This window comes from Galbibacter marinus, from assembly GCF_000300875.1.
GTDB lineage: Bacteria > Bacteroidota > Bacteroidia > Flavobacteriales > Flavobacteriaceae > Galbibacter > Galbibacter marinus.
This window is the reverse complement of the sequence record NZ_AMSG01000017.1, coordinates 41,281-62,269: the sequence shown is the minus strand read 5'-3', so window position 1 is coordinate 62,269 and position 20,989 is coordinate 41,281. Positions and strand designations below refer to the sequence as shown.

The 20,989-nt window shown below is 36.6% G+C and carries 23 protein-coding genes; 18 read left to right on the top strand and 5 right to left on the bottom strand.

Annotated features, from left to right (window positions below):
• Positions 1-39 precede the first annotated feature (39 nt).
• Both I215_RS11455 and nagB read left to right on the top strand, forming a co-directional pair.
• Positions 40-789, top strand: coding sequence for a DeoR/GlpR family DNA-binding transcription regulator (locus I215_RS11455; RefSeq protein WP_008992131.1), 750 nt, complete (start codon positions 40-42; stop codon positions 787-789).
• A 92-nt stretch (positions 790-881) separates the two neighbouring features.
• Positions 882-2,816 (top strand): glucosamine-6-phosphate deaminase, encoded by a 1,935-nt coding sequence (gene nagB, locus I215_RS11450; protein ID WP_008992130.1) that lies wholly within the window; start codon positions 882-884, stop codon positions 2,814-2,816.
• A 115-nt stretch (positions 2,817-2,931) separates the two neighbouring features.
• On the opposite strand, the gene I215_RS11445 is transcribed toward nagB, so the two are convergent.
• Entirely contained in the window at positions 2,932-5,403 is a 2,472-nt protein-coding gene (locus I215_RS11445; RefSeq protein ID WP_040460309.1) for an outer membrane beta-barrel family protein, read from the bottom strand.
• A gap of 86 nt (positions 5,404-5,489) precedes the next feature.
• On the opposite strand from I215_RS11445, the gene I215_RS11440 reads away from it, so the two are divergent.
• The gene (locus I215_RS11440; protein WP_008992128.1) at positions 5,490-5,849 is read left to right on the top strand and encodes a CoA-binding protein; all 360 of its coding nucleotides are present in this window, start codon (positions 5,490-5,492) and stop codon (positions 5,847-5,849) included.
• On the opposite strand, the gene I215_RS11435 is transcribed toward I215_RS11440, so the two are convergent.
• On the bottom strand, positions 5,820-7,304 hold the full coding sequence (locus tag I215_RS11435) for a sodium:solute symporter (protein WP_008992127.1): 1,485 nt from the start codon (positions 7,302-7,304) through the stop codon (positions 5,820-5,822). The two genes, I215_RS11440 and I215_RS11435, sit on opposite strands and share 30 nt — an antisense overlap.
• 78 nt (positions 7,305-7,382) lie before the next feature.
• On the opposite strand from I215_RS11435, the gene recR reads away from it, so the two are divergent.
• The 14 genes from recR (at position 7,383) to rimO (ending at position 19,024) form a co-directional block, all read left to right on the top strand.
• The gene (recR, locus tag I215_RS11430) at positions 7,383-8,003 is read left to right on the top strand and encodes a recombination mediator RecR (RefSeq protein ID WP_008992126.1); all 621 of its coding nucleotides are present in this window, start codon (positions 7,383-7,385) and stop codon (positions 8,001-8,003) included.
• 97 nt (positions 8,004-8,100) lie between these two features.
• On the top strand, positions 8,101-9,450 hold the full coding sequence (locus tag I215_RS11425) for a dihydrolipoamide acetyltransferase family protein (RefSeq protein ID WP_008992125.1): 1,350 nt from the start codon (positions 8,101-8,103) through the stop codon (positions 9,448-9,450).
• Positions 9,451-10,143: 693 nt separating this feature from the next.
• Complete coding sequence (locus I215_RS11420) at positions 10,144-10,815, top strand: ATP-binding cassette domain-containing protein (RefSeq protein WP_008992124.1); 672 nt, start codon at positions 10,144-10,146, stop codon at positions 10,813-10,815.
• Between the two features lie 427 nt (positions 10,816-11,242).
• Positions 11,243-12,019 (top strand): 3'-5' exonuclease, encoded by a 777-nt coding sequence (locus tag I215_RS11415; RefSeq protein WP_008992123.1) that lies wholly within the window; start codon positions 11,243-11,245, stop codon positions 12,017-12,019.
• Positions 12,019-12,975 (top strand): carboxypeptidase-like regulatory domain-containing protein, encoded by a 957-nt coding sequence (locus I215_RS11410; RefSeq protein WP_008992122.1) that lies wholly within the window; start codon positions 12,019-12,021, stop codon positions 12,973-12,975. Before I215_RS11415 ends, I215_RS11410 begins: the two co-directional genes overlap by 1 nt.
• 25 nt (positions 12,976-13,000) lie before the next feature.
• Complete coding sequence (locus tag I215_RS11405) at positions 13,001-13,612, top strand: fumarylacetoacetate hydrolase family protein (RefSeq protein WP_008992121.1); 612 nt, start codon at positions 13,001-13,003, stop codon at positions 13,610-13,612.
• 11 nt (positions 13,613-13,623) lie between these two features.
• Positions 13,624-13,959: an Hpt domain-containing protein gene (locus I215_RS11400; RefSeq protein ID WP_008992120.1), complete on the top strand. Its 336-nt coding sequence runs from the start codon at positions 13,624-13,626 to the stop codon at positions 13,957-13,959.
• 5 nt (positions 13,960-13,964) lie between these two features.
• Positions 13,965-15,212, top strand: a complete 1,248-nt coding sequence (locus I215_RS11395) for a competence/damage-inducible protein A (RefSeq protein ID WP_008992119.1) — start codon at positions 13,965-13,967, stop codon at positions 15,210-15,212.
• A gap of 75 nt (positions 15,213-15,287) precedes the next feature.
• Positions 15,288-15,524 (top strand): 50S ribosomal protein L28, encoded by a 237-nt coding sequence (gene rpmB, locus I215_RS11390; protein ID WP_008992118.1) that lies wholly within the window; start codon positions 15,288-15,290, stop codon positions 15,522-15,524.
• A 27-nt stretch (positions 15,525-15,551) separates the two neighbouring features.
• The gene (rpmG, locus tag I215_RS11385; RefSeq protein WP_008992117.1) at positions 15,552-15,734 is read left to right on the top strand and encodes a 50S ribosomal protein L33; all 183 of its coding nucleotides are present in this window, start codon (positions 15,552-15,554) and stop codon (positions 15,732-15,734) included.
• A gap of 7 nt (positions 15,735-15,741) precedes the next feature.
• Positions 15,742-15,894, top strand: coding sequence for a DUF4295 domain-containing protein (locus I215_RS15925; protein WP_008992116.1), 153 nt, complete (start codon positions 15,742-15,744; stop codon positions 15,892-15,894).
• Between the two features lie 274 nt (positions 15,895-16,168).
• Positions 16,169-17,122: a signal recognition particle-docking protein FtsY gene (gene ftsY, locus I215_RS11380; RefSeq protein ID WP_008992115.1), complete on the top strand. Its 954-nt coding sequence runs from the start codon at positions 16,169-16,171 to the stop codon at positions 17,120-17,122.
• The gene (locus I215_RS11375) at positions 17,122-17,400 is read left to right on the top strand and encodes a hypothetical protein (protein WP_008992114.1); all 279 of its coding nucleotides are present in this window, start codon (positions 17,122-17,124) and stop codon (positions 17,398-17,400) included. Before ftsY ends, I215_RS11375 begins: the two co-directional genes overlap by 1 nt.
• 319 nt (positions 17,401-17,719) lie before the next feature.
• On the top strand, positions 17,720-19,024 hold the full coding sequence (rimO, locus tag I215_RS11370) for a 30S ribosomal protein S12 methylthiotransferase RimO (protein WP_008992113.1): 1,305 nt from the start codon (positions 17,720-17,722) through the stop codon (positions 19,022-19,024).
• Between the two features lie 101 nt (positions 19,025-19,125).
• On the opposite strand, the gene I215_RS11365 is transcribed toward rimO, so the two are convergent.
• Complete coding sequence (locus I215_RS11365; RefSeq protein WP_008992112.1) at positions 19,126-19,509, bottom strand: Dabb family protein; 384 nt, start codon at positions 19,507-19,509, stop codon at positions 19,126-19,128.
• A gap of 38 nt (positions 19,510-19,547) precedes the next feature.
• Positions 19,548-19,874, bottom strand: a complete 327-nt coding sequence (locus I215_RS11360; RefSeq protein WP_008992111.1) for a DMT family transporter — start codon at positions 19,872-19,874, stop codon at positions 19,548-19,550.
• 130 nt (positions 19,875-20,004) lie between these two features.
• Between I215_RS11360 and I215_RS11355 the strand changes: the two genes are divergently transcribed.
• A complete protein-coding gene (locus I215_RS11355) occupies positions 20,005-20,520 on the top strand; it encodes an adenine phosphoribosyltransferase (protein ID WP_008992110.1) in 516 nt (171 codons plus the stop codon).
• Here I215_RS11355 and I215_RS11350 read toward each other — a convergent pair.
• Positions 20,517-20,669 (bottom strand): hypothetical protein, encoded by a 153-nt coding sequence (locus tag I215_RS11350; protein WP_008992109.1) that lies wholly within the window; start codon positions 20,667-20,669, stop codon positions 20,517-20,519. The two genes, I215_RS11355 and I215_RS11350, sit on opposite strands and share 4 nt — an antisense overlap.
• Positions 20,670-20,989 lie beyond the last annotated feature (320 nt).

Genomic DNA, 20,989 nt, shown 5'->3' with positions numbered 1-20,989 from the left:
GAATTGATCGTTGTATTCTAAGTAAAAATACCGAAAAGTATGCAAAAGAGAGACAGACAGGATGTTATTGTGGAAGAGGTACGGATTAACCGTAATGTATCTTCAAATTTTTTAGCCCGAAAATTAAAAGTTTCTGAAGATACCATACGCAGAGATCTCAATGAGCTGGATAAAAAAGGACTGATTTTGAAAGTTCATGGAGGAGCAGTATCTACCATACAAAAGCTTTATCATTACAATGAAGATATGATCTTCAACAGGGATGCTAAAAACGCTATATCAAAAAAAGCATCCAACCTTATGAAAGATGGTATGGTGATTATTATTAGTGGGGGAACAACCAATTTAATGCTTGCCAAACAATTTCCAAAAGATTTAAACGCGACGGTCTATACCTATAGCTTGCCCATAGCAATGCAGCTTTCTGAGCACCCTTCTATTGAAGTGATTTTCATTGGTGGGAAAATCAATAAAAAATCAATGGTAACAGTTGGTATTGATGTGGTTCAATTGCTCTCTGGTATTGCAGCTGATATATGTTTTATAGGTGTTAGTAGTATTAATATTACTAATGGGATTACCGATGAGGGATATGAAGTTTCTTTGGTAAAAAAAGCAATGATTGCAGCCTCTGATAAAACCATAGCCTTGGCAGATTCGAATAAGTTGAATGTTCGCCAAAATTATGGAGTTTGTACCTTGGGTGAAATCGATACTCTTATTACAGAACTGGATCCAAAAGATCACAAATTACGCAATTACCGATCTAAGGATTTGGAGATATTATAAGAACAGTAGCATACGACTAACTTTTACCATATGGTTGTTAGTTGTTCAAGAATGTTATAACTTTAGTACAATTGCTTTAACATACACTGTATATGGAACACTTAATAAAGAAAAAATCAATATCCTACGAGAAAGCGGGTTCACACGAAGACAATCGCTATGAAAAAATACATAACGTCGTTTTTGAAAGTTCCTCAGAGGCTTCCCTTTTGGTAGCTAGAGAAATTGCTGATCTGATTGTTGATAAAAATAACAGAGGGGAGACTTGTGTACTTGGTCTAGCTACTGGTTCTTCTCCGATCCGTGTGTATGATGAACTTGTAAAAATGCATAGGGAAAATGGGTTGAGTTTTAAAAATGTGGTTAGTTTCAACTTGGATGAATACTTTCCAATGAATCCAGAGAGCATTCACAGTTATCACCATTTTATGAATGAACATTTGTTCAACCATATCGATATTCCTAAAGAAAATATTTTCATTCCAGATGGTACTATAGCTCAACAGGATATTCCTGCCTATTGTCAGGGGTATGAGCAAAAGATAAAATCATTTGGTGGAATAGATTTTCAGTTATTAGGTATTGGTCGAACAGGGCATATTGGGTTTAACGAGCCTGGTTCTCACTACAATTCCATAACCCGAAGTATAACCTTAGACCAGTTAACGAGAGAGGATGCTTCATCAGGTTTTCACGGTATTGAAAACGTTCCTAAAAAAGCCATAACCATGGGTGTGGGTACGGTGTTTTCCGCCAAACGCATTGTTCTTTTAGCTTGGGGTCATAAAAAGGCTGAAGTAGTAAAACAAACTATTGAAGGAGAAATACTTCCTCAAATTCCTGCGACTTATCTGCAGGAGCATCTCAACACGACTATGGTGCTTAACACAGAAGCAGCTTCGATGTTAACTCGTTTTGAATCTCCATGGCTTGTGGGTGAGGTACAGTGGAGCGAAGCTTTGATGAAAAGAGCAGTAGTGTGGTTGTGTCGTAAGGTAGATAAGTCAATTCTTCGCCTAACTGATAAGGACTACAACGAACACGGTCTGGCTTCTTTGATTACAGAAAAAGGATCGACTTATCAATTGAACATTGATATGTTTAATAAGCTACAGCATACCATAACGGGTTGGCCTGGTGGAAAACCCAACGCCGATGATAGCAACCGTCCCGAGCGAAAATCTCCAGAGAAAAAACGAGTTATAATATTTAGTCCACATCCTGATGATGATGTCATTTCAATGGGAGGGACTTTTGATCGTCTAGTGGAACAAGGACATGAGGTACATATCGCTTATCAAACCTCTGGAAACATTGCCGTCTCTAATGCTGATGCACTTAAATTTGCTGAGGTTGCCATGGATTTCTTGCCCAATTGTAAGGGTGTTGATAAGTTGCAAAAGGCTACCAAGGCTATTGAAGATCAAAGAGAAAATGAAATTGATCCACTTGAGGTTCGAGAATTAAAAGGTTTGATAAGAAAGAGAGAATCCATCGCCGCTACGCGTTATTTAAATGTGCCCGATGAACAAGTTCATTTTTTAAACCTTCCATTTTACGAAACAGGAACAATTAAAAAGAATCCTTTATCCCAAGATGATATCGCAATTGTTAAAAAATTAATAAGTGATATCCAACCACATCAGGTATATGCCGCTGGTGATCTTGCAGATCCTCATGGAACCCATAAAGTGTGTTTAGATGCCGTGTTTAAAGCTATGGCAGAGCTCAAATCTCAATCGTATATGGATCAATGTTGGTTGTGGCTCTACAGAGGCGCATGGCATGAGTGGGAAATTCATGAAATAGATATGGCAGTTCCAATGAGTCCAGACCAAGTGCTCAGAAAACGAAAAGCCATTTTCTTCCATCAAAGTCAAAAAGATGGTGTGTTATTCCAAGGAGAAGATCTCAGAGAGTTTTGGGTCCGGGCTGAGGAGAGAAACAAAGAAACCGCTAAACATTACAGGGACCTTGGTTTAGCGGATTATGCCGCCATTGAAGCCTTTAAGCGCTTCGATTATTAAGGTAAGTAACAATCTCATTAAAATATCAAACCCGGGAAAACCCCGGGTTTTTGCATAATCGCTGTAAATAACACTAACCATCAACTATAATGAGAAAATTACAGCAATTAATTTTTTATAGAAAGCCACCACTAGATTCTTTGGTATTATCGTCTCTGTTTTTGCGGTTTACTTTTCTATTTTTCCCATCACCAAATCTATAGGTAATACCTGCATAAATGGTTCTACTTTCCCAATTGAAAGTTCCGTTTTGTCTATAAGGACGTTCTCCTTCAAGACCAAATTTCATGGTGTTAAATACGTCATTGAAATTTAGGCTAAAGCTTCCTTTTCCATCTGCGAAGCTATATCGAGCACCAGTATTTACGAAATACATTGGTTTTGTGGTCAGTTGTAGGCTTTCATTTTCACCTCTATAGAATCCAAATAAGGATAGACTAAGTTTTTTAGTGATGGTGAAATTATTATTCAATCTTGCGTTAAAAGCTACATTATCCACTTCCACCTCCTCAGTTATAATGTCATCAACACTCGGGTCATTATCACTAGGATTTAATAGCTCAGTTAAACCACGTTGGGTTTGTGTATACATATCAACGCTGGCATTAATATTCCACCAACTAAGGGGTTTGTAGTTCGATGATACTTCAAAACCATAGGCGTTGGTGTTATCAAAATTTCCATAAGTGAGTATTTGCTTTGTAAGATCTAATCGGTCTACATTGAGGACCTGGTTGATTTCATCTTCAATGGTTCTATAGTACATTCCAAATGTAAGGCTACCGTTGTTTAACCTTCTAGTGTAATTGATCTCATAGGAATTAGTGAATTGTGGCAAAAGCTCTTCATTTCCATAAGAGGAGATTTTTGGCGTACTCCATTCCCTTATCGGGTTGACTTGGCCAAGGCCTGGTCGATCCACCCTACGGCTAAAGCTCATTTGGAATTGGTTCTTTTCGCTAGGAGAATAGGTGACAAATGCTGATGGATAAATTTCCAGATAATCATCGGTGAAACTACGCACGTTGTTCGTGTCAGCGGCAACACCTACGTCCTCCATACGTGCCCCAAGTTGATAACTCCATTTATCAAAATTTTGACCAAAGGTGGCATACGCGGAATAAATGTCCATTCCATATACAAAATCGGTATCTGGTGTTGGAATTAAATTTCCTTGTTCATTATAGCTAAGACCAGTGGAGGAGTAGTCTACGTTAGTTTCAAAAGTGCGGTATTCCAATCCAAGTTCTAACTTTGAATTCTCTGAGAGTGGATTGACATAATCTAAATTTGCAATGGTTTGTTGTCTACGTGTATCCACAAAGTCTAGGTAATCAGGTTGAACTGAAGTGCCCATGAATCTGAAATCTGCATCTTCCTCATTTTCGAAATTACTATAGTCGACCTCAAGTTCTATATTATGGCCGTCTTTCTCAAAATCCCGTTTGTAGACGACATTGTATTGTTCATTGTGGTTGTTATTGTTTTGCGTAAAGACTTGTCTGGTGTCCGACACACTTGGGTCCATGTTTATGATATCGGTTTGACCATTGAACTTACCATCGTATAAATTTTGATTGGTAAATACTGAAAAAGTGTTCTTTTCATTGATGAAATAATCAACGCCTAATTTATAAAGGTGCGACTTTCTATTGTTTAAAAAGTCCAATAATTGTACTTGATTTTCATTGAAACCTGTTGAAGCTGGGTCATCGAATCTTTCGATCCTACCATCATTTGTGTATTTACTAATATTATTCCCATAACTTCCGTAGAGGTTTAATTTGCCATTTCGGTAATTGAGGTCTAGTGCACTATTGAATTTCGCTTGATCCTCATAAGCTAAACCAACACTTAAATTACCATTAAAACCAATATTAGCGTTCTTGTGAAGAATGATGTTAATAATACCACTCATTCCTTCAGGGTTGTACTTTGCTGAAGGGTTAGTGATGAGCTCAATCTGTTTAATTGAGGTGGAAGGGATTTGTTTAAGTAACTGCTCTACAGGAACATTTGATAGCTTTCCATCGACCATTACTCGCACATTTGAATTTCCACGCATGCTCAATGCACCTGTTTGTTGGTCTACATTAATGGAAGGCAGGTTGTTCATAATATCAGAGGCGGAGGCACCTTGAGTGGTGAGATCCTTACCGACATTGATTACTTTTCGGTCAATTTTTTGTTCGATGGTGGATCGCTCTGCCACTACACTTACTCCCTCTAGTTCGGTAACATTTTCAACTAAAGCTATGGTGCCTAAATTAACCTTATAGTTCTCTGTAGAAATTGTAATGTTTTTCTGATAGGTTTGATATCCTATAAATTGTACTTCTAAAATGTGTTTTCCTGCACTAATGTTAGTGAGTTTAAAACCACCATCTTCCTCTGTTATGCCGCCTTGGATAACGCTGTCATCTGATTTGATTGCCACTGTGGCGTAAGGAATTGGCTGTTTTAGGGACTGATCGATTACCGTTCCATTAATAGTTCCTATTTTTGGTAGTGCTTCAGATTGGATACTGTTTTGTGAATGTGAAAAATAAGAAAATAATAATGCGCAAAATAAAAATGCATGTTTCATTGATTGATCGTTTTTTGATTGTTGATTGATATTACTTAGTTGACGTTTGATTTGTGATACTGTTACAGCATTTAACACTTTTTAACATGAAAAAAACTTTAGTTATAGGAGCCTCACTTAATCCAAGTCGCTATAGTTATTTGGCTTTGCAGCGTCTTTCTGCCAACAATATAGAAACAGTTGCCGTTGGCCTAAAAGAAGGAAATGTAGCAGGAGTTGATATTTCAATGCAGCCAGTAGATTTTGAAAATATCCATACCGTAAGTCTTTATTTGAATCCTACTAATCAACAAGAGTATTACCAATATATCGTTGATTTAAAACCCAGACGTGTCCTTTTTAATCCAGGAACTGAAAACCCCGAATTTTATGCCATATTAAAATCTCATGGTATTATAGTTGAACAGGCTTGTACTTTAGTGTTGCTCTCCACTGGGCAGTATTGATTTGTTTAGTCTATTAGATTTAAAATCGCTAAATATCAATAGCCCGATAAAGGTTAGGGCACCATTTAGAATGAGAACAAAAAATCCGAAATCAAATCCAAGGTAACGATTGCTGTAAAGGCTGATAAAATAGGCCAGAACAGGGGAGCACAACGCAACATAAGGGATGAGTTTGTCTTTGGTTTTAAGTTTTGTAAAGAGGCCAAAACTATACATACCAAGTAAAGGGCCATAGGTGTAACCGGTAAAAATAAATAACTTAGCGATTACACTTTCGTCTTTTATAATGTATTTAAAACTTATAACAACAATTATAAAAACAAGAGAAAGTAAAAGGTGAACACGTTTACGAATCCTTACCTGTTTTTTAAGAGAGTGCTTTTTGTCAATCTCTAGGATATCGACACTGAAACTTGTAGTTAATGAGGTTAAGGCGCTATCGGCACTACTGTATGCGGCCGCTATAAGTCCTATGATAAAAGAGATAAACACTACGGGCCCTAAATAATCTTTGGCTAAAACGGGGAAGAGTTCATCTTTGTGAGCATCAATTCCGTTTTGCTGTGCATAGACTGTTAAAAGCACGCCTAAGCTCATAAATACCAGGTTCACTACCGTTAGAATTATCGTAAACCAAAACATGTTTTTCTGAGAATCCCTCAAGGTGCGACAACTTAAGTTTTTTTGCATCATATCTTGGTCTAGACCAGTCATTACAATAGCGATAAAGGCGCCCGATAAAAATTGTTTCCAGAAATAATCCCCACTGTTTACATCCTCAAAAAAGAAAATCTTTGATAGTGAATTATCAGAAATATAGGAAATAATTCCTTGGGTTATATTCATTTCATTATATAGGACCACTGTGGTTATCCCAAGGGCAATTAACATGAAAAGAGTTTGAAGGGTGTCTGTCCAAACGATCGTTTTTATACCACTTTTAAAGGTGTAGAGCCAAATTAGGGTAATGGTGATGGTTACAGTAAGCCAATAGGGAATACCCATGGCGTCAAATGCAAGGGTCTGCAGTACATTTGCTACCAGAAACAGTCTAAAACTTGAGCCAACCACTCTAGAGAGTATGAAAAATGACGCTCCTGTTTTATAGCTGTAATTGCCGAAACGTTGTTCTAAATAGGCGTAAATAGAGGTGAGGTTCATTCGGTAATACAAAGGAAGTAGAACAGTCCCTATGATTAAATACCCTAAAAGGTAGCCTAGGACCACCTGCATATAACTAAATTGCGAAGCTTCTACCCATCCAGGGACTGAGATAAAGGTCACCCCGCTTAGCGAAGCGCCGATCATTCCAAAGGCAACCACAAACCACGGTGATTGTCTTTTTGCTTTAAAGAAATTTTCGTTGTCTTCCTCCTTGTCACTGGTTACTAAAGAGATAACCAGTAAAACCACAAAATATAAAGCAAGAATTAATAGTATAAAGCTAGGTTTCATTACCAATTTTTCAGTATTGATCTGCAAATCTATTGGATATTATTCAGATTTGTGTCTTAAAATCGTAATTTCGCACCAATGGAATTTTCATCAAAACTATTGGAAAACGCGGTGAATGAGGTTTCACAATTACCAGGGATCGGTAAACGTACCGCCTTGCGATTGGTGTTGCATTTACTCAGGCAGCCAGAACAACAAACCTTGGAATTAGCCGAGTCTTTACAGATGTTGCGAACTCAGGTGAGATACTGCAAAAACTGTAACAACATTTCTGATCGAGAGTTATGTGAGATTTGTTCAAGTACCAAAAGAGATCGAACCCTTGTCTGTGTCGTCGAAGATATTAGAGATGTTATGGCTATCGAAAACACTGGGCAGTTCAAAGGGGTTTATCATGTTCTAGGTGGTAAAATCTCCCCGATGGATGGAGTCGGGCCCTCCGATTTGAACATTGTAAGTTTGGTAGAAAAAGTAAAATTGGGGGAGATTAAAGAAATTATCTTTGCTTTAAGTTCAACAATGGAAGGAGATACAACCAATTTTTATATCTTTAAACAGTTGGAAGGTCATTCCATAAAAACATCGACTATTGCAAGAGGTATTGCGGTGGGAGATGAATTAGAGTATGCCGATGAAGTTACCTTGGGAAGAAGTATTTTAAACCGCATTCCATTTGAAAATTCCCTAAAAGGCTCCTAAGCTAGAAAGAATGTTTTGTAAATTATAATTAACAAAAAAGCATATTTTTTATTATTTTCGCAATTATAACATCATTTAAAAGCGCTAATTTATCGATATGGCAAAAATAGAATTAAAACTTCCTCAAATGGGGGAAAGTGTTGCAGAGGCGACAATCACTTCTTGGTTAAAAGAAGTTGGAGATACCATTGAAGCTGATGAGGCTGTTTTGGAAATTGCAACTGATAAAGTTGATTCCGAGGTCCCAAGTGAAGTGGATGGAGTTTTGGTTGAGAAATTTTTTAATGTTGATGATGTGGCCAAAGTAGGGGATGTATTGGCTATAATAGAAACTGATGGTGATGATCCTCAAGGCGTTGTTGAGACTAATGAAGAAACTGAAGTTGAAACTGAGATTGAAGAGTCTAGGGGGATTTCTGGTGCTCAGGAGTTGGAAATGCAGATGGATGATCTAAAGCAAGGTCTAGAAACTACCCCAGACTATGCTTCTTCTGAGCGTTTTTATTCTCCATTGGTGAAAAACATTGCAAAGCAAGAGAATATATCTTTAGATGAATTAGAACGAATTCAAGGAACTGGAAAAGATGGACGTGTAACTAAAAATGACATCCTTGCTTACCTTGAAGGAGACGGAGATTCTTCAAAAGGGGTGAGTGTTGAGCCATCTAATAAGGTTCAAAAGCCGGAATTAAAATCAGTTCCTGTTGCTCCACAAAGTGCACCTGTATCTGTAAATGGTCAGGATGAAATTATAGAAATGAGCCGTATGGGTAAATTAATTGCCCAGCATATGACTGATAGCGTTAAAACCTCTGCCCATGTTCAGAGTTTTATAGAGGTTGATGTGACCAATATATGGAACTGGAGAAACAAGGTGAAGGATCAGTTTTTAAAACGAGAAGGTGAAAAATTGACCTTTACGCCCATTTTTATGCAAGCGGTTGCCAAGACTATTAAAGACTTTCCGATGATCAATATTTCCGTTCAAGGTGATAAAGTGATCAAGAAAAAAGATATAAATTTAGGAATGGCTGCAGCCTTAGAAGACGGAAATTTAATTGTTCCTGTAATTAAAAACGCAGATCAATTAAACTTGGTTGGTATGGCGAAGCGAGTTAATGATCTAGCCGCTAGAGCTAGAGCTAATAAACTAAAGCCCGATGAAATTACCCAAGGCACTTATACGGTTACCAATGTAGGAGCATTTGGAAGTGTAATGGGAACTCCAATTATCAACCAACCACAAGTGGCAATACTGGCTTTGGGTGCCATACGGAAAGTACCTGCGGTGATAGAGACTCCAGAGGGCGATTTTATTGGAATTCGTCATAAGATGTTCCTGTCTCACAGTTATGACCACCGTGTGGTTAATGGAGCTCTCGGAGGACAGTTCATTCAAAGAATAGCTCAGTATCTTGAGGCTTGGGATCCTAACAAAAAAATTTAAGACTTGTTTTCACAATGGAGCAAAAAAATCATAATACATTATATTGACTTTATTAAATTCTGTGGGTGGCGCTCTAAACGAGTGTCCTTGGGTATGTTTGCATGCATTTATGGCTCGTTAATCGTATTAAAAAGACGTGTAAGTTAACCAATGCGTGTAATTCCATAATTTTTAAGTTATAATATTTTTGTGCCTGATTTATCGTGAATATATTTCTAAATTATGATCAACCGATAAAAGATCCAGATTGCATATTCATCACATGTTAGGGTGAACTCTAAAAAAAACATTAACTTCTATGGTCATAAATGTAATGGGGATTGTTTAGAGAATTTAAAAAACAAATCAATATATTTGAGATTAATACTAGGGTGATTACTCAAGTAAATAGTGATATTTGTTATAATCTAAAACTGGTGTTTTGAGAATAATTAAGAACATACTTTTATTTCAAAAAAAGATATTCTTTACATCTTATGCAGTTGCAATACTAATAGGAATATTATCCGGAGGCGAACCGAAAATGATAGGATTGATCTTTTTATTTATTTCACCTTTGTTACAATATTTCTTTTATGAAATAAGAAATAAATATCAGTACTATTATTACTATAACTTAGGACTGAATAACCATACGCTTTGGATTTCAACTTTTGTTATTGCTGTAGTTAATCTAATAATTTTATCGCTAATATGAATAGTCTTCATGTTGATAACGTAGTAAAATCCTTTAATGGTAAAGTTATTTTAAGTGATGTATTTCTTTCTTGTCAAAAAGGTGAGATTAAGGGTTTAATTGGTCGAAATGGCTCTGGAAAGTCAACCCTTCTTAAAATTATTTTTGGAACAGTTAGGGCTGACTCTAAATTTGTTAGAATTGGTGATAAGGTAATAAAAAATATAACTTATGGAAGAAATCTTATCAATTATATGCCCCAAGATAGCTTCTTGCCAAATAACATTTCAATAAAGGATTTAATAAATTTATTCCTTCATAAAGAAAACAGGAAAAGTGTCCTTGAGGATGATTATATAAGACCTTTACTAAATAAAAAAAATCAAGCATTATCAGCAGGCGAAAGAAGAATAATTGAAGTTTTGCTGCTTATCAATTCCAATGCGGAATTTATCTTGCTTGACGAACCCTTTAATGGTGTTAGCCCAATTGTAGGTGATTATATCATAGATTGTATTAAGAAAATGAAATCCTCTAAAGGTTTTATTGTAACAGATCACGACTATGAAAGGGTAATGAGTTTAGCTGATAGCATAGTTTATTTACAAAATGGGTATTTAAAAAAAATCAATAATAAAAGTGAATTATTAAAATTGGGATATTTTCCAGAAACTCAGTTTATTAGTTAACGTTCTTTGTAAGGTGGCTAATATAACTATTGATTTATATTCACGTATTTTTTAATTGGACAAGTGTTCCTTTTTGTAAATCATTAGGCGGTAGTTATTCATCTTAGTATAGAGAATATTAGTTTTATATAGAAGTCCTTAGTTTGTGATTTTTGAACTAGTTTTTCCTCTCTTTTTAACTTTTGTCATGTACTGAAGACTGTTTAAGGAAAGGGAGCTTGCATCCAACCCACTCTTAATGGTAGCTTGGATCTAAATGACCTTGTTTTTTGATGGCATTTTTCGTACACTTGTATAATAGTAATTAGAGTTAAAAACCTCGTAAAAGGACTTGCGAGTACGCCAATGGAGCAGTTGAATATTCTGATCCATTGGTAGCCAAAAACATTTTTGTTGTTTGGTAGTTCACCGTTTGAATCATACATACATGGAACTAAAATTATCAAGACCCATTTGCTTTTTTGACCTTGAAACAACTGGGATCGATGTTGCTAGAGATCGGGTTGTGGAAATCTCAATATTGAAAATATTTCCAAATGGAAACAAGGAAAGTAGGACATGGTTAGTGAACCCTGAGATGCCTATTCCTCCTGAATCTTCAGCAATTCACGGGATCACAGATGAAAAGGTGAAGGATGAGCCAACCTTTAAAGCGCTCTCCAAAACCATATATGCAATGATAAAAGACAGTGATTTGGCTGGGTTTAATTCAGATCGTTTTGACATCCCAGTGCTTGCTGAGGAAATGCTTCGCTCTGATATCGACTTTGATATGGGCAGTAGAGTAAGTGTAGATGTACAAACCATCTTCCATAAAATGGAACAACGCACCCTCTCCGCTGCTTATAAGTTTTACTGTGGCAAAAGTTTGGATGATGCGCATAGTGCTGAGGTGGATACCAATGCTACCTATGAGGTGCTAAAATCACAGCTTGATCGTTATGCTGAGCTTGAAAATGATATGAAATTTCTCTCGAATTTCACCACCCGTAGAGTTACAGCAGACTTTGCAGGTTTTATAGGCTTTGATGAGGATGGTGTCGAGGTGTTTGCTTTTGGTAAACATAAAGGGAGAAAGGTAGAAGAGGTTTTAGAACAAGAACCTGGTTATTTTGGGTGGATCTTAAACGCCGATTTTCCGAGATATACCAAAAAGGTATTGACCGCTATTAAACTTAGAAAATTGAATACGAAGCTAAGCTAATGTTTAAGCTCGGTCAAGTTTTTATTTATATCGGTCTGTTTATTGCCTTCGGCTACTGTCAGGCTCAAAAATCAATTCTTGTTGGTGAGTTAAAGGATGATCAAACAGATGAGCCTTTAGCTTATGCTCATATCATTTTTACTAAGACAAAATACGGAACTACTTCCAATGAACAAGGCAGGTTTTTTTTGCAAGTAGATAGCACGCTATTAAGGGAGGATGTTCGTATCTCCAGTTTAGGTTATCAAAGTAAGGTGATGCCTTCTTATAAACTTTCCAATAAAACCATTTTCCTTTCTCCTAAGATTGAGGCTTTAAATGAAGTGGTTGTTTATGATCGCGAAAATAAAAAGAATAGCCGTACCCTTAATCCCTTTAGTGGTAAACAATGGGTTGGCTTGGGGAACTTTAGCGGGGGTGCATACCCTTCAGTGTTAGCTCGATATTACCCCAATGACTTTAAAGACGTTAAAAAACTCTATTTGGATCAGGTAACTATTTATTTCAATCCACCTTATCATGTGGAGTCTAAATTTAAATTAAGAGTTCTTGGTGTGAACAATGATCTGAGTCCAGCAGAGGATCTGCTACTTAGCAACTTGATTGTTCATTCTAAAAAGAACCAAAGAAAAGCCAAGGTGTCCTTGTCTGAATTCGGTATTGAGGTGCCAGAAAAAGGGTTTTATATAGCTGTTGAACATTTGTTTATCCAAGAAAACCAATTTGAAGAACAGTTTGATGTACGATTAGGGGATACAGTGTATCAGGATGTTAAGACTATACGATATGGTCCTATCTTTAGAGGGGTGCAGGAAAAACCTGAGGATGTGCATGCTTATTATAGATCCAATGTGGGTTGGAAGTCCATGGATAACCTTAAGCTCACTGGGGATGGAAATACATTTAAAAATGGAAAAATCGTTGCACCAGCCTTTAAAGTGAAAGTTGTTTACTAATTTGCGATTTTAAATTAAAACTGACATGAAGATTATCTGTGTTGGCAGAAATTATACTGAACACATTGCTGAGCTTCAGAATGAAAAACCTGATGCTCCTGTTATTTTTATGAAGCCTGATACGGCTCTCTTAAAAAATGGATTGGATTTTTACCTACCAGGGTTTTCCTCTGAGATTCATCATGAGGTAGAACTTGTCGTTAAAATATGTAAAGTAGGAAAGCATATCGCTCAGAAGTTCGCGCCTAACTATTACACTCAGGTGAGTTTAGGTATAGATTTTACAGCTAGAGATATACAAAGTTCCTTAAAGGCTAAAGGTTTGCCATGGGAACAGGCCAAAGCCTTTGATAATTCTGCTTTTGTAGGTAGGTGGTTGGCAAAGGAATCTTTAGGAGATTTAAACGATGTTCATTTTAGCCTTTCTAAGAACAATGAACAGGTTCAATGTGGTCACAGCGCAAAAATGTTATGGAAAATAGATGAATTAATTTCGTATGTTTCGAAGTATTTTACACTCAAAACAGGCGATTTAATTTTTACGGGTACCCCTGCTGGCGTTTCACAGGTTCACAGTGGTGACCATTTACAAGGACACATAAACGAACAAGAAATATTTAACCTATCAATTAAATAATACCTAACATTATGAAGTACAATTTAGATAAGCTCAACGAATTATCTGGAGGAGATAAGGAGTTTAATCAAACCATAATAACCACCTTTTTACAAGAGACTCCTGAAGATTTTAAGGGTCTTGAAAAAGCAATTGATACTCAAGATTTTAGTGCTATTTATCAATATGCACATAAAATAAAACCCAACGCAGATTTACTTGGAATAGACAAGTTAAAGGATCAGATGTTGACCATAGAATCCCATGCTAGGGGAGATATGGACATTGAGAGCATCAAAGGTTTGTCCACTAGTGCTTCCATTGAATTCCAAGCGGCGTATCAGGAATTAAACAATTATATAAAGTAGCTAAAATGTTAGCAGAAATTATTACTATTGGCGATGAAATACTCATAGGTCAAATCGTAGATACGAATTCTGCGTTCATTGCTAAGAAACTCAATTCAATCGGTATTTCAGTTTTTCAGGTGAGCTCTGTTCAAGATGAACAAAGCCACATTTTGAAAGCGATGGAAGAGGCAGAATCCAGAGTGGATATTGTTATTATCACAGGGGGGCTTGGGCCGACTAAGGATGATATCACAAAGCATACGATTTGTACTTACTTTTCAGATGAGCTTGTTGAAAGCAAGGCGGTGTTAGAAAATGTAGAACGCCTGTTTAAAAAGTATTCCAATAGTCCAATTTCTAATTTAAATAAAGGGCAGGCACTTGTGCCTTCACGCGCGCAGGTGTTGATGAATCATTATGGTACAGCACCAGGAATGTGGCTTGAAAAACAAGGAAAGGTGTTTATCTCTCTTCCTGGGGTCCCATTTGAGATGGAGGCACTCATCGTTGATTCTGTGCTTCCCAAGCTGAAAAAGCAGTTTAAGCACCCTTATATTCTCCACAAGACCATTCTTACCTACGGACTCGGAGAAAGTGCATTAGCGGAACGTCTCGAGTTTTGGGAAAATCAACTTCCGAGAACCATTAAATTAGCTTACCTACCAAATTTAGGTAAAGTAAGGCTGAGATTAACGGCTAAAGGAGATGATAAAATATTGTTGGAGAAGGAGGTTCAAAAACAAATGGACGGCCTTATGCCATTGATTCAGGATTTATATTTTGGATTAGAGGAGGAGAATGCTTTGGAGCATACATTAGCTAAGTTACTAAGTGATCGTAAGCAGCACATTTCGGTAGCAGAAAGTTGTACTGGAGGTAAGTTGGCTCATACCTTCGCTGCTATCCCTGGGGCTTCTAGTTTTTTTACAGGTGGTGTTGTCACCTATGCTACTGAGTCGAAAATCGATGTTTTGCATATTGATAAATCCGTAATAGATCAGCACAGCGTAGTCAGTGCGCCAGTGGCTGAGGCTATGGCTTTGTCTGCTCAAAAGATGTTTAAAACAGATTTTGCCCTGTCTACTACGGGGAATGCTGGACCGGTAAAAGGAGACTCAGATGCCGAAATAGGAACCGTTTTTATCGGTTTGGCGACTCCGAAAGGTGTTTTTTCTAAGGAACTTAACCTAGGAAATCATCGGGAAAAAGTGATTAATAAGGCGGTAAATAAAGCTTTGGAAATGCTTTTTAAAGAATTTTCAAAAAAATGATTCTTTCACTTGCTATTAAGACTTAGAATTCGTTAATTTGCACCCTGTTTTTAAATAATACTAAAGTATAGAAGCATGTCAAGAGTTTGTGAACTTACAGGAAAGAAGGCAATGGTGGGAAATAACGTTTCTCACGCTATGAATAGAACAAAGCGTAAATTTGACGCTAACCTAATTAAAAAGCGTTTCTTTCTTCCAGAAGAGGACCGTTGGGTTACGCTTAAAATTTCTACTGCTGCATTAAAAACTATTAATAAAAAAGGGATTACTGCAGTATTAAAAGAGGCAAAAGAAAAAGGGTTTATTAAGTAATTGGTAATCCGCTAAATAAGGAATAAAATGGCAAAGAAAGGTAATAGAATACAGGTGATATTAGAATGTACCGAGCATAAAGAATCTGGGCAGCCAGGAACTTCTCGTTACATCACTACTAAAAATAAAAAGAACACTCCGGATCGTATGGAATTGAAAAAGTTCAATCCTATCCTTAAGAAAATGACTGTTCATAAAGAAATAAAATAATTAGGCCATGGCAAAGAAATCAGTAGCAACGTTACAGACAAATTCAAAGAGATTAACCAAAGCAATTAAAATGGTTAGATCTCCTAAATCAGGTGCTTATACTTTTGTTGAAGCCGTTATGGCTCCAGAACTAGTTAATGACTGGGTGAATAAAAAATAAAAGTTCACAACTTTTTATCGCTAAGAGCTGCTTTCTATCCGGGAAGTGGCTTTTTTGATTTAATGTACTTTGACTGATGTAAGTTTAAAATTACCTAAGCGTCAAAATAGTATCACAACTGTTAATTTAGTTGTATGTTTGTATAGACGGATTATTTTTTAGAATGACCGTCATTTATAGAGAACAAAATTTTTACTGTAAGAGTTTAATCAAGGATAATAACCATTCTTGTCGCCTTAGGATGATAAGAACACCAAAGAATTAATCGCAATAAATGAGTTTTTTTAAAAAAATATTTTCTTCAGAAAAGAAACAGACTTTAGATAAAGGACTTGAAAAATCAAAGACTAGCTTCTTTGGTAAGTTAAGTAAAGCCGTAGCAGGTAAATCTAAGGTGGATGATGAGGTACTTGATGATCTTGAAGAGGTGTTAGTTAGTAGCGATGTGGGGGTAGATACCACCTTGAAAATTATTGAGCGTATTGAGGCAAGGGTTGCAAAGGATAAGTACCTAGGAACCGATGAGCTCAATGGGATCTTAAGAGAAGAAATCGCTAGTTTGTTGTCAGAGACCAATACTGGGGAGCAGGAAGACTTTATGCTTCCTACTGATAAAAAACCTTATGTTCTAATGGTAGTAGGAGTTAATGGTGTGGGTAAAACTACCACTATTGGAAAGCTTGCATACCAATTTAAAAAGCAAGGTAAAAAGGTGGTTTTAGGTGCTGCAGATACTTTTCGCGCGGCTGCCATTGATCAGCTACAAGTTTGGGCGGATCGCGTTGATGTTCCCATTGTAAAACAGCAAATGGGTAGTGATCCTGCTTCTGTGGCATTTGATACCTTGAAATCTGCTGTTAACCAAGACGCTGATGTGGTAATCATCGATACCGCTGGTAGATTACACAATAAGATAAACCTTATGAATGAACTTACTAAAGTAAAGCGTGTTATGCAAAAAGTAGTTCCTGATGCGCCGGATGAAGTATTGCTTGTTTTGGATGGTTCTACGGGTCAAAATGCTTTCGAACAGGCAAAACAATTCACAAAGGCCACTGAGGTGAGTTCCTTAGCCGTTACCAAATTAGATGGTACAGCTAAAGGTGGGGTGGTTATAGGAATTTCAGACCAGTTTAAAATACCTGTTAAATATATTGGAGTAGGAGAGGCAATTGAAGATCTTCAAGTATTTAATAAATATGAATTTGTCGATTCCTTCTTCAAGTGATGAATAGCTCAAAATTTCTAGTGACCCTAACTCGGGTATTGGCTTATTTTAGTTTGTTTTATGCTATTTTAAAAGGTATAGCAATTTTTGGAGGGCAGTGGTTTTGGCCTAATTTCATTCTTGGAATTGTAGGTGCTATAGTCGCTTATTTGCTTTTTAAAGTTATTAAAACAGGGGGCTATAAATGGATCTATGCTATTATCTGTGTGATTTTGTTTTCTGTTATTCGCTTTTACGAAGAGCAATTGATAGTTTATTTGCACAATTTAATGTCATAAGGGTTAAATTCCTTCGAGATACTCGTTTTATACGCTATCAAAAGCGTAATTTTGCCGATTGTTTATAGGTTTTTCCCAAGTAGTAGAATCCGTTCTGGGTTACTGATGGATAAAACAAAGTATAAACAGTATCTGGTTGTTGGATGCAGTCGGATATAAAACCAAAACAAGGTAAGGCATTATCGTTAGGTGAGTCTACAATCCTTGAAGCCCAACCCATCGGCTCTGTCGTAGGTAGGGTAGTTTGCTAGAGTTAATTATACTACTTTCTTAGGCCTTAGAATTGGTAACTTTGAAGGTTAATATTTATATGTAAGGTATGAGAACCAAGACGTTAAAAAAGAATAAAATTAATGTAGTTACCCTAGGGTGCTCGAAGAATGTTTACGATAGTGAAGTACTCATGGGACAGCTCAAAGCCAGTGGGAAAGAAGTTGTTCATGAAAAGGAAGGTAACGTGGTGGTAATTAATACCTGTGGTTTTATCAATAACGCAAAAGAAGAAAGTGTGAACACCATCTTGGAGTATTTGCAAAAGAAAGAAGAAGGTGAAGTTGATAAAGTGTTTGTTACGGGTTGCTTGAGTGAACGATACAAGCCAGACCTTCAAAAAGAGATTCCGGATGTGGACCAATATTTTGGGACTACCGAATTACCTAGTCTTTTAAAAGCATTGGGTGCAGATTACCGGCATGAACTCATCGGTGAGCGACTCACTACCACTCCTAAGAATTATGCATATCTAAAGATCGCAGAAGGTTGTGATCGTCCTTGTAGTTTTTGTGCGATACCTCTTATGCGGGGTAAACACAAAAGTACTCCAATTGAAGCGCTGGTTATAGAGGCAGAAAAATTGGCAGCTAGTGGAGTAAAAGAATTAATCTTAATTGCTCAAGATCTTACCTATTACGGTCTTGATATTTATAAAAAAAGAGCTTTAGCTGAACTTCTAAAAGCGCTTGTTAAAGTTGAAGGAGTGGAGTGGATCCGACTGCATTATGCCTTCCCTACTGGTTTTCCAATGGATGTTTTAGAGGTAATAAAACAAGAGCCAAAGGTATGTAATTACATTGATATTCCACTTCAGCACATTTCTGATTCGATTTTAAAATCGATGAGAAGAGGAACCACCTATAATAAAACCACTCAGCTTTTAAAAGACTTTAGAGTAGCTGTCCCTCAAATGGCTATTCGAACCACCCTTATTGTGGGATATCCTGGAGAAACTGAGCAAGACTTTAACCTTCTAAAGGAGTGGGTGAAAGAAATGCGATTTGAACGCTTGGGTTGTTTCACATACAGTCATGAAGAAAACACCCATGCTTACCAATTGGAAGATGATGTTCCAGAGGAGGTTAAACAACAACGCGCCTCAGAAATTATGGATATACAATCTCAGATTTCTTGGGAGTTAAACCAACAAAAAGTAGGGCAGACTTTCCGATGTGTAATCGATCGAAAAGAAGGAAATTACTTTGTAGGAAGAACGGAGTTTGATTCTCCAGATGTGGATAATGAAGTTCTTATAGATGCTAGTAAGCATTATTTAAAAACTGGTGAATTCGCTATGATTAAGATTTTAGAGGCTGCAGATTTTGATCTCTATGGAGAGCCAGTAGCTTAGCTAATAAAATATGATAGTCCAAAAGAGGACTAAAAATAGAAATGCCATCTAATTAAAATAGTTTTAGATGGCATTTTACTTCTTTAAAAGGAAGGTTGATTTTACTCGACGATATAATCGATTTCCATAAAATCTACAACTTCTTTATCCCAAACATTTTTAACAAATTCAACGTGATCTGGATGGTTGGAGTAAGTGTCGTAATCCGCTTGATTTTTAAACTGCATTGTTAGCCCTAAATCAAAATCATTTTTTTGCCCTATCTCAGTAACTTGTGTCATATTCATTACTGTATTAATGGACTTTAAAGCTACGGCTTGAGCTAAGAATTCTTTTTCAGCTTCACTACCTTTCGGGTGCTTTAATTTAAAAAATACCGTGTGGGTGATAATACCCTTTTCTGGCGAATTGGTTGATGACTCACATGAGGTCAGCATAAACATAGCTACTGTTACAAGTATAACAATTGGTCGATAAAATTTCATAGTTGTTGATTTTAAAAACGAATATAGTCATTTCTACTTTAATTCGAAACGAATTTTAGTCCTACAACAGACATAATTAATGTTGTGATAAAGAAGACCCTCCAGAAGGTTGTCGGCTCGTTAAATACAAGGATACCCATTAGTACTGTTCCAACGGCCCCTATGCCAGTCCACACAGCGTAGGCAGTGCCAAGTGGTAGAGTCTGGGTTGCCTTAATGAGTAGTACCATGCTTATAGTTAAACAAATTAAAAACCCAGCATACCAGTAAATAGCTTCATTTCCAGAAGATGATTTAGCCTTACCTAGGCAAGTGGCAAAGCCTACTTCAAAGAGTCCTGCTATAATTAATATGATCCAATTCATAAAACCTTTATTTTGGTTGTAAAGATACAGTAGATTCTTTATCCTTAATAGTCAGAAAGTTTATTTCATCTTTAAGTATTATTTCAACCCGTGAGTATATGATATCTTTGTTTAAAAATTACTTATAGGGATGCAAGAATTACAAGAGTTTATTCGAGAAGTGAAGGATTTTCCAAAGCCAGGTGTTGTTTTTAAAGATATCACACCTTTATTAGTAAATCATAGCATGAGAGAACAGGCCTTACAATCACTTATTTCATTGATGCCAGATCGGCAAATAGATGTTGTAGTGGGAGTAGAGAGTCGTGGATTCTTTTTTGGAACTTTATTAGCAGCAGCTTTAAAATGTAGTTTTGTCCCAGTACGTAAACCTGGGAAATTACCTTTCCAGACTTTGACTCAAGTATATGATTTGGAATACGGGCAAGACAGTTTACAAATCCATACCGATGGTATTAAAAAAGGAGACAAGGTCTTAATTCACGATGATGTTCTGGCAACCGGAGGAACAGCAAAAGCTGTATGCAATTTAGTGGAAGCACTAGGTGGAGAGGTTGTGCAGTGTAATTTTTTAATGGAGCTCGCTTTTTTAAATGGTAGAGATAAACTAAAAGGTTTCAATACAAAGGCAGTAGTCACTTATTAATCTAATGTGTTTTTTGTTACAAATGCCTTCCAGCCTATAATCGCTAATTGCACTTTAGTAGCCGTGGCAAGGTCTAAGCCTTTTTTGGTATATGAAGGGAGGATGGCTCGATTGATTTTAGCTAATATTTTAAAGAGTTGTTTTTTCATGAATCATGCAGTTTAAAAAATCATTGTGCTTTCACAAGGAGTAACAGCCGTCCCTTTTTTATTGACAATTAATTTTTGTACCCTAAATTTAAATTAGGGATTTACTGGGCTGGTTACAAAGTAAATATACTAATATTCTTCTAAGCAAACCAATATTTGCCCAAGCAGCACCAATTTTTTTTCAGTTACTAAATGTCCTGATCCATCGTTTTTTAGAGGGTCTGTTTTCCAAAGTAAATTTATTTTGATATTTATCTATCAACTGTAAATTAATTATGAAAATAAAACAGCTATGGATATTTACCCATAGCTGCTAACCT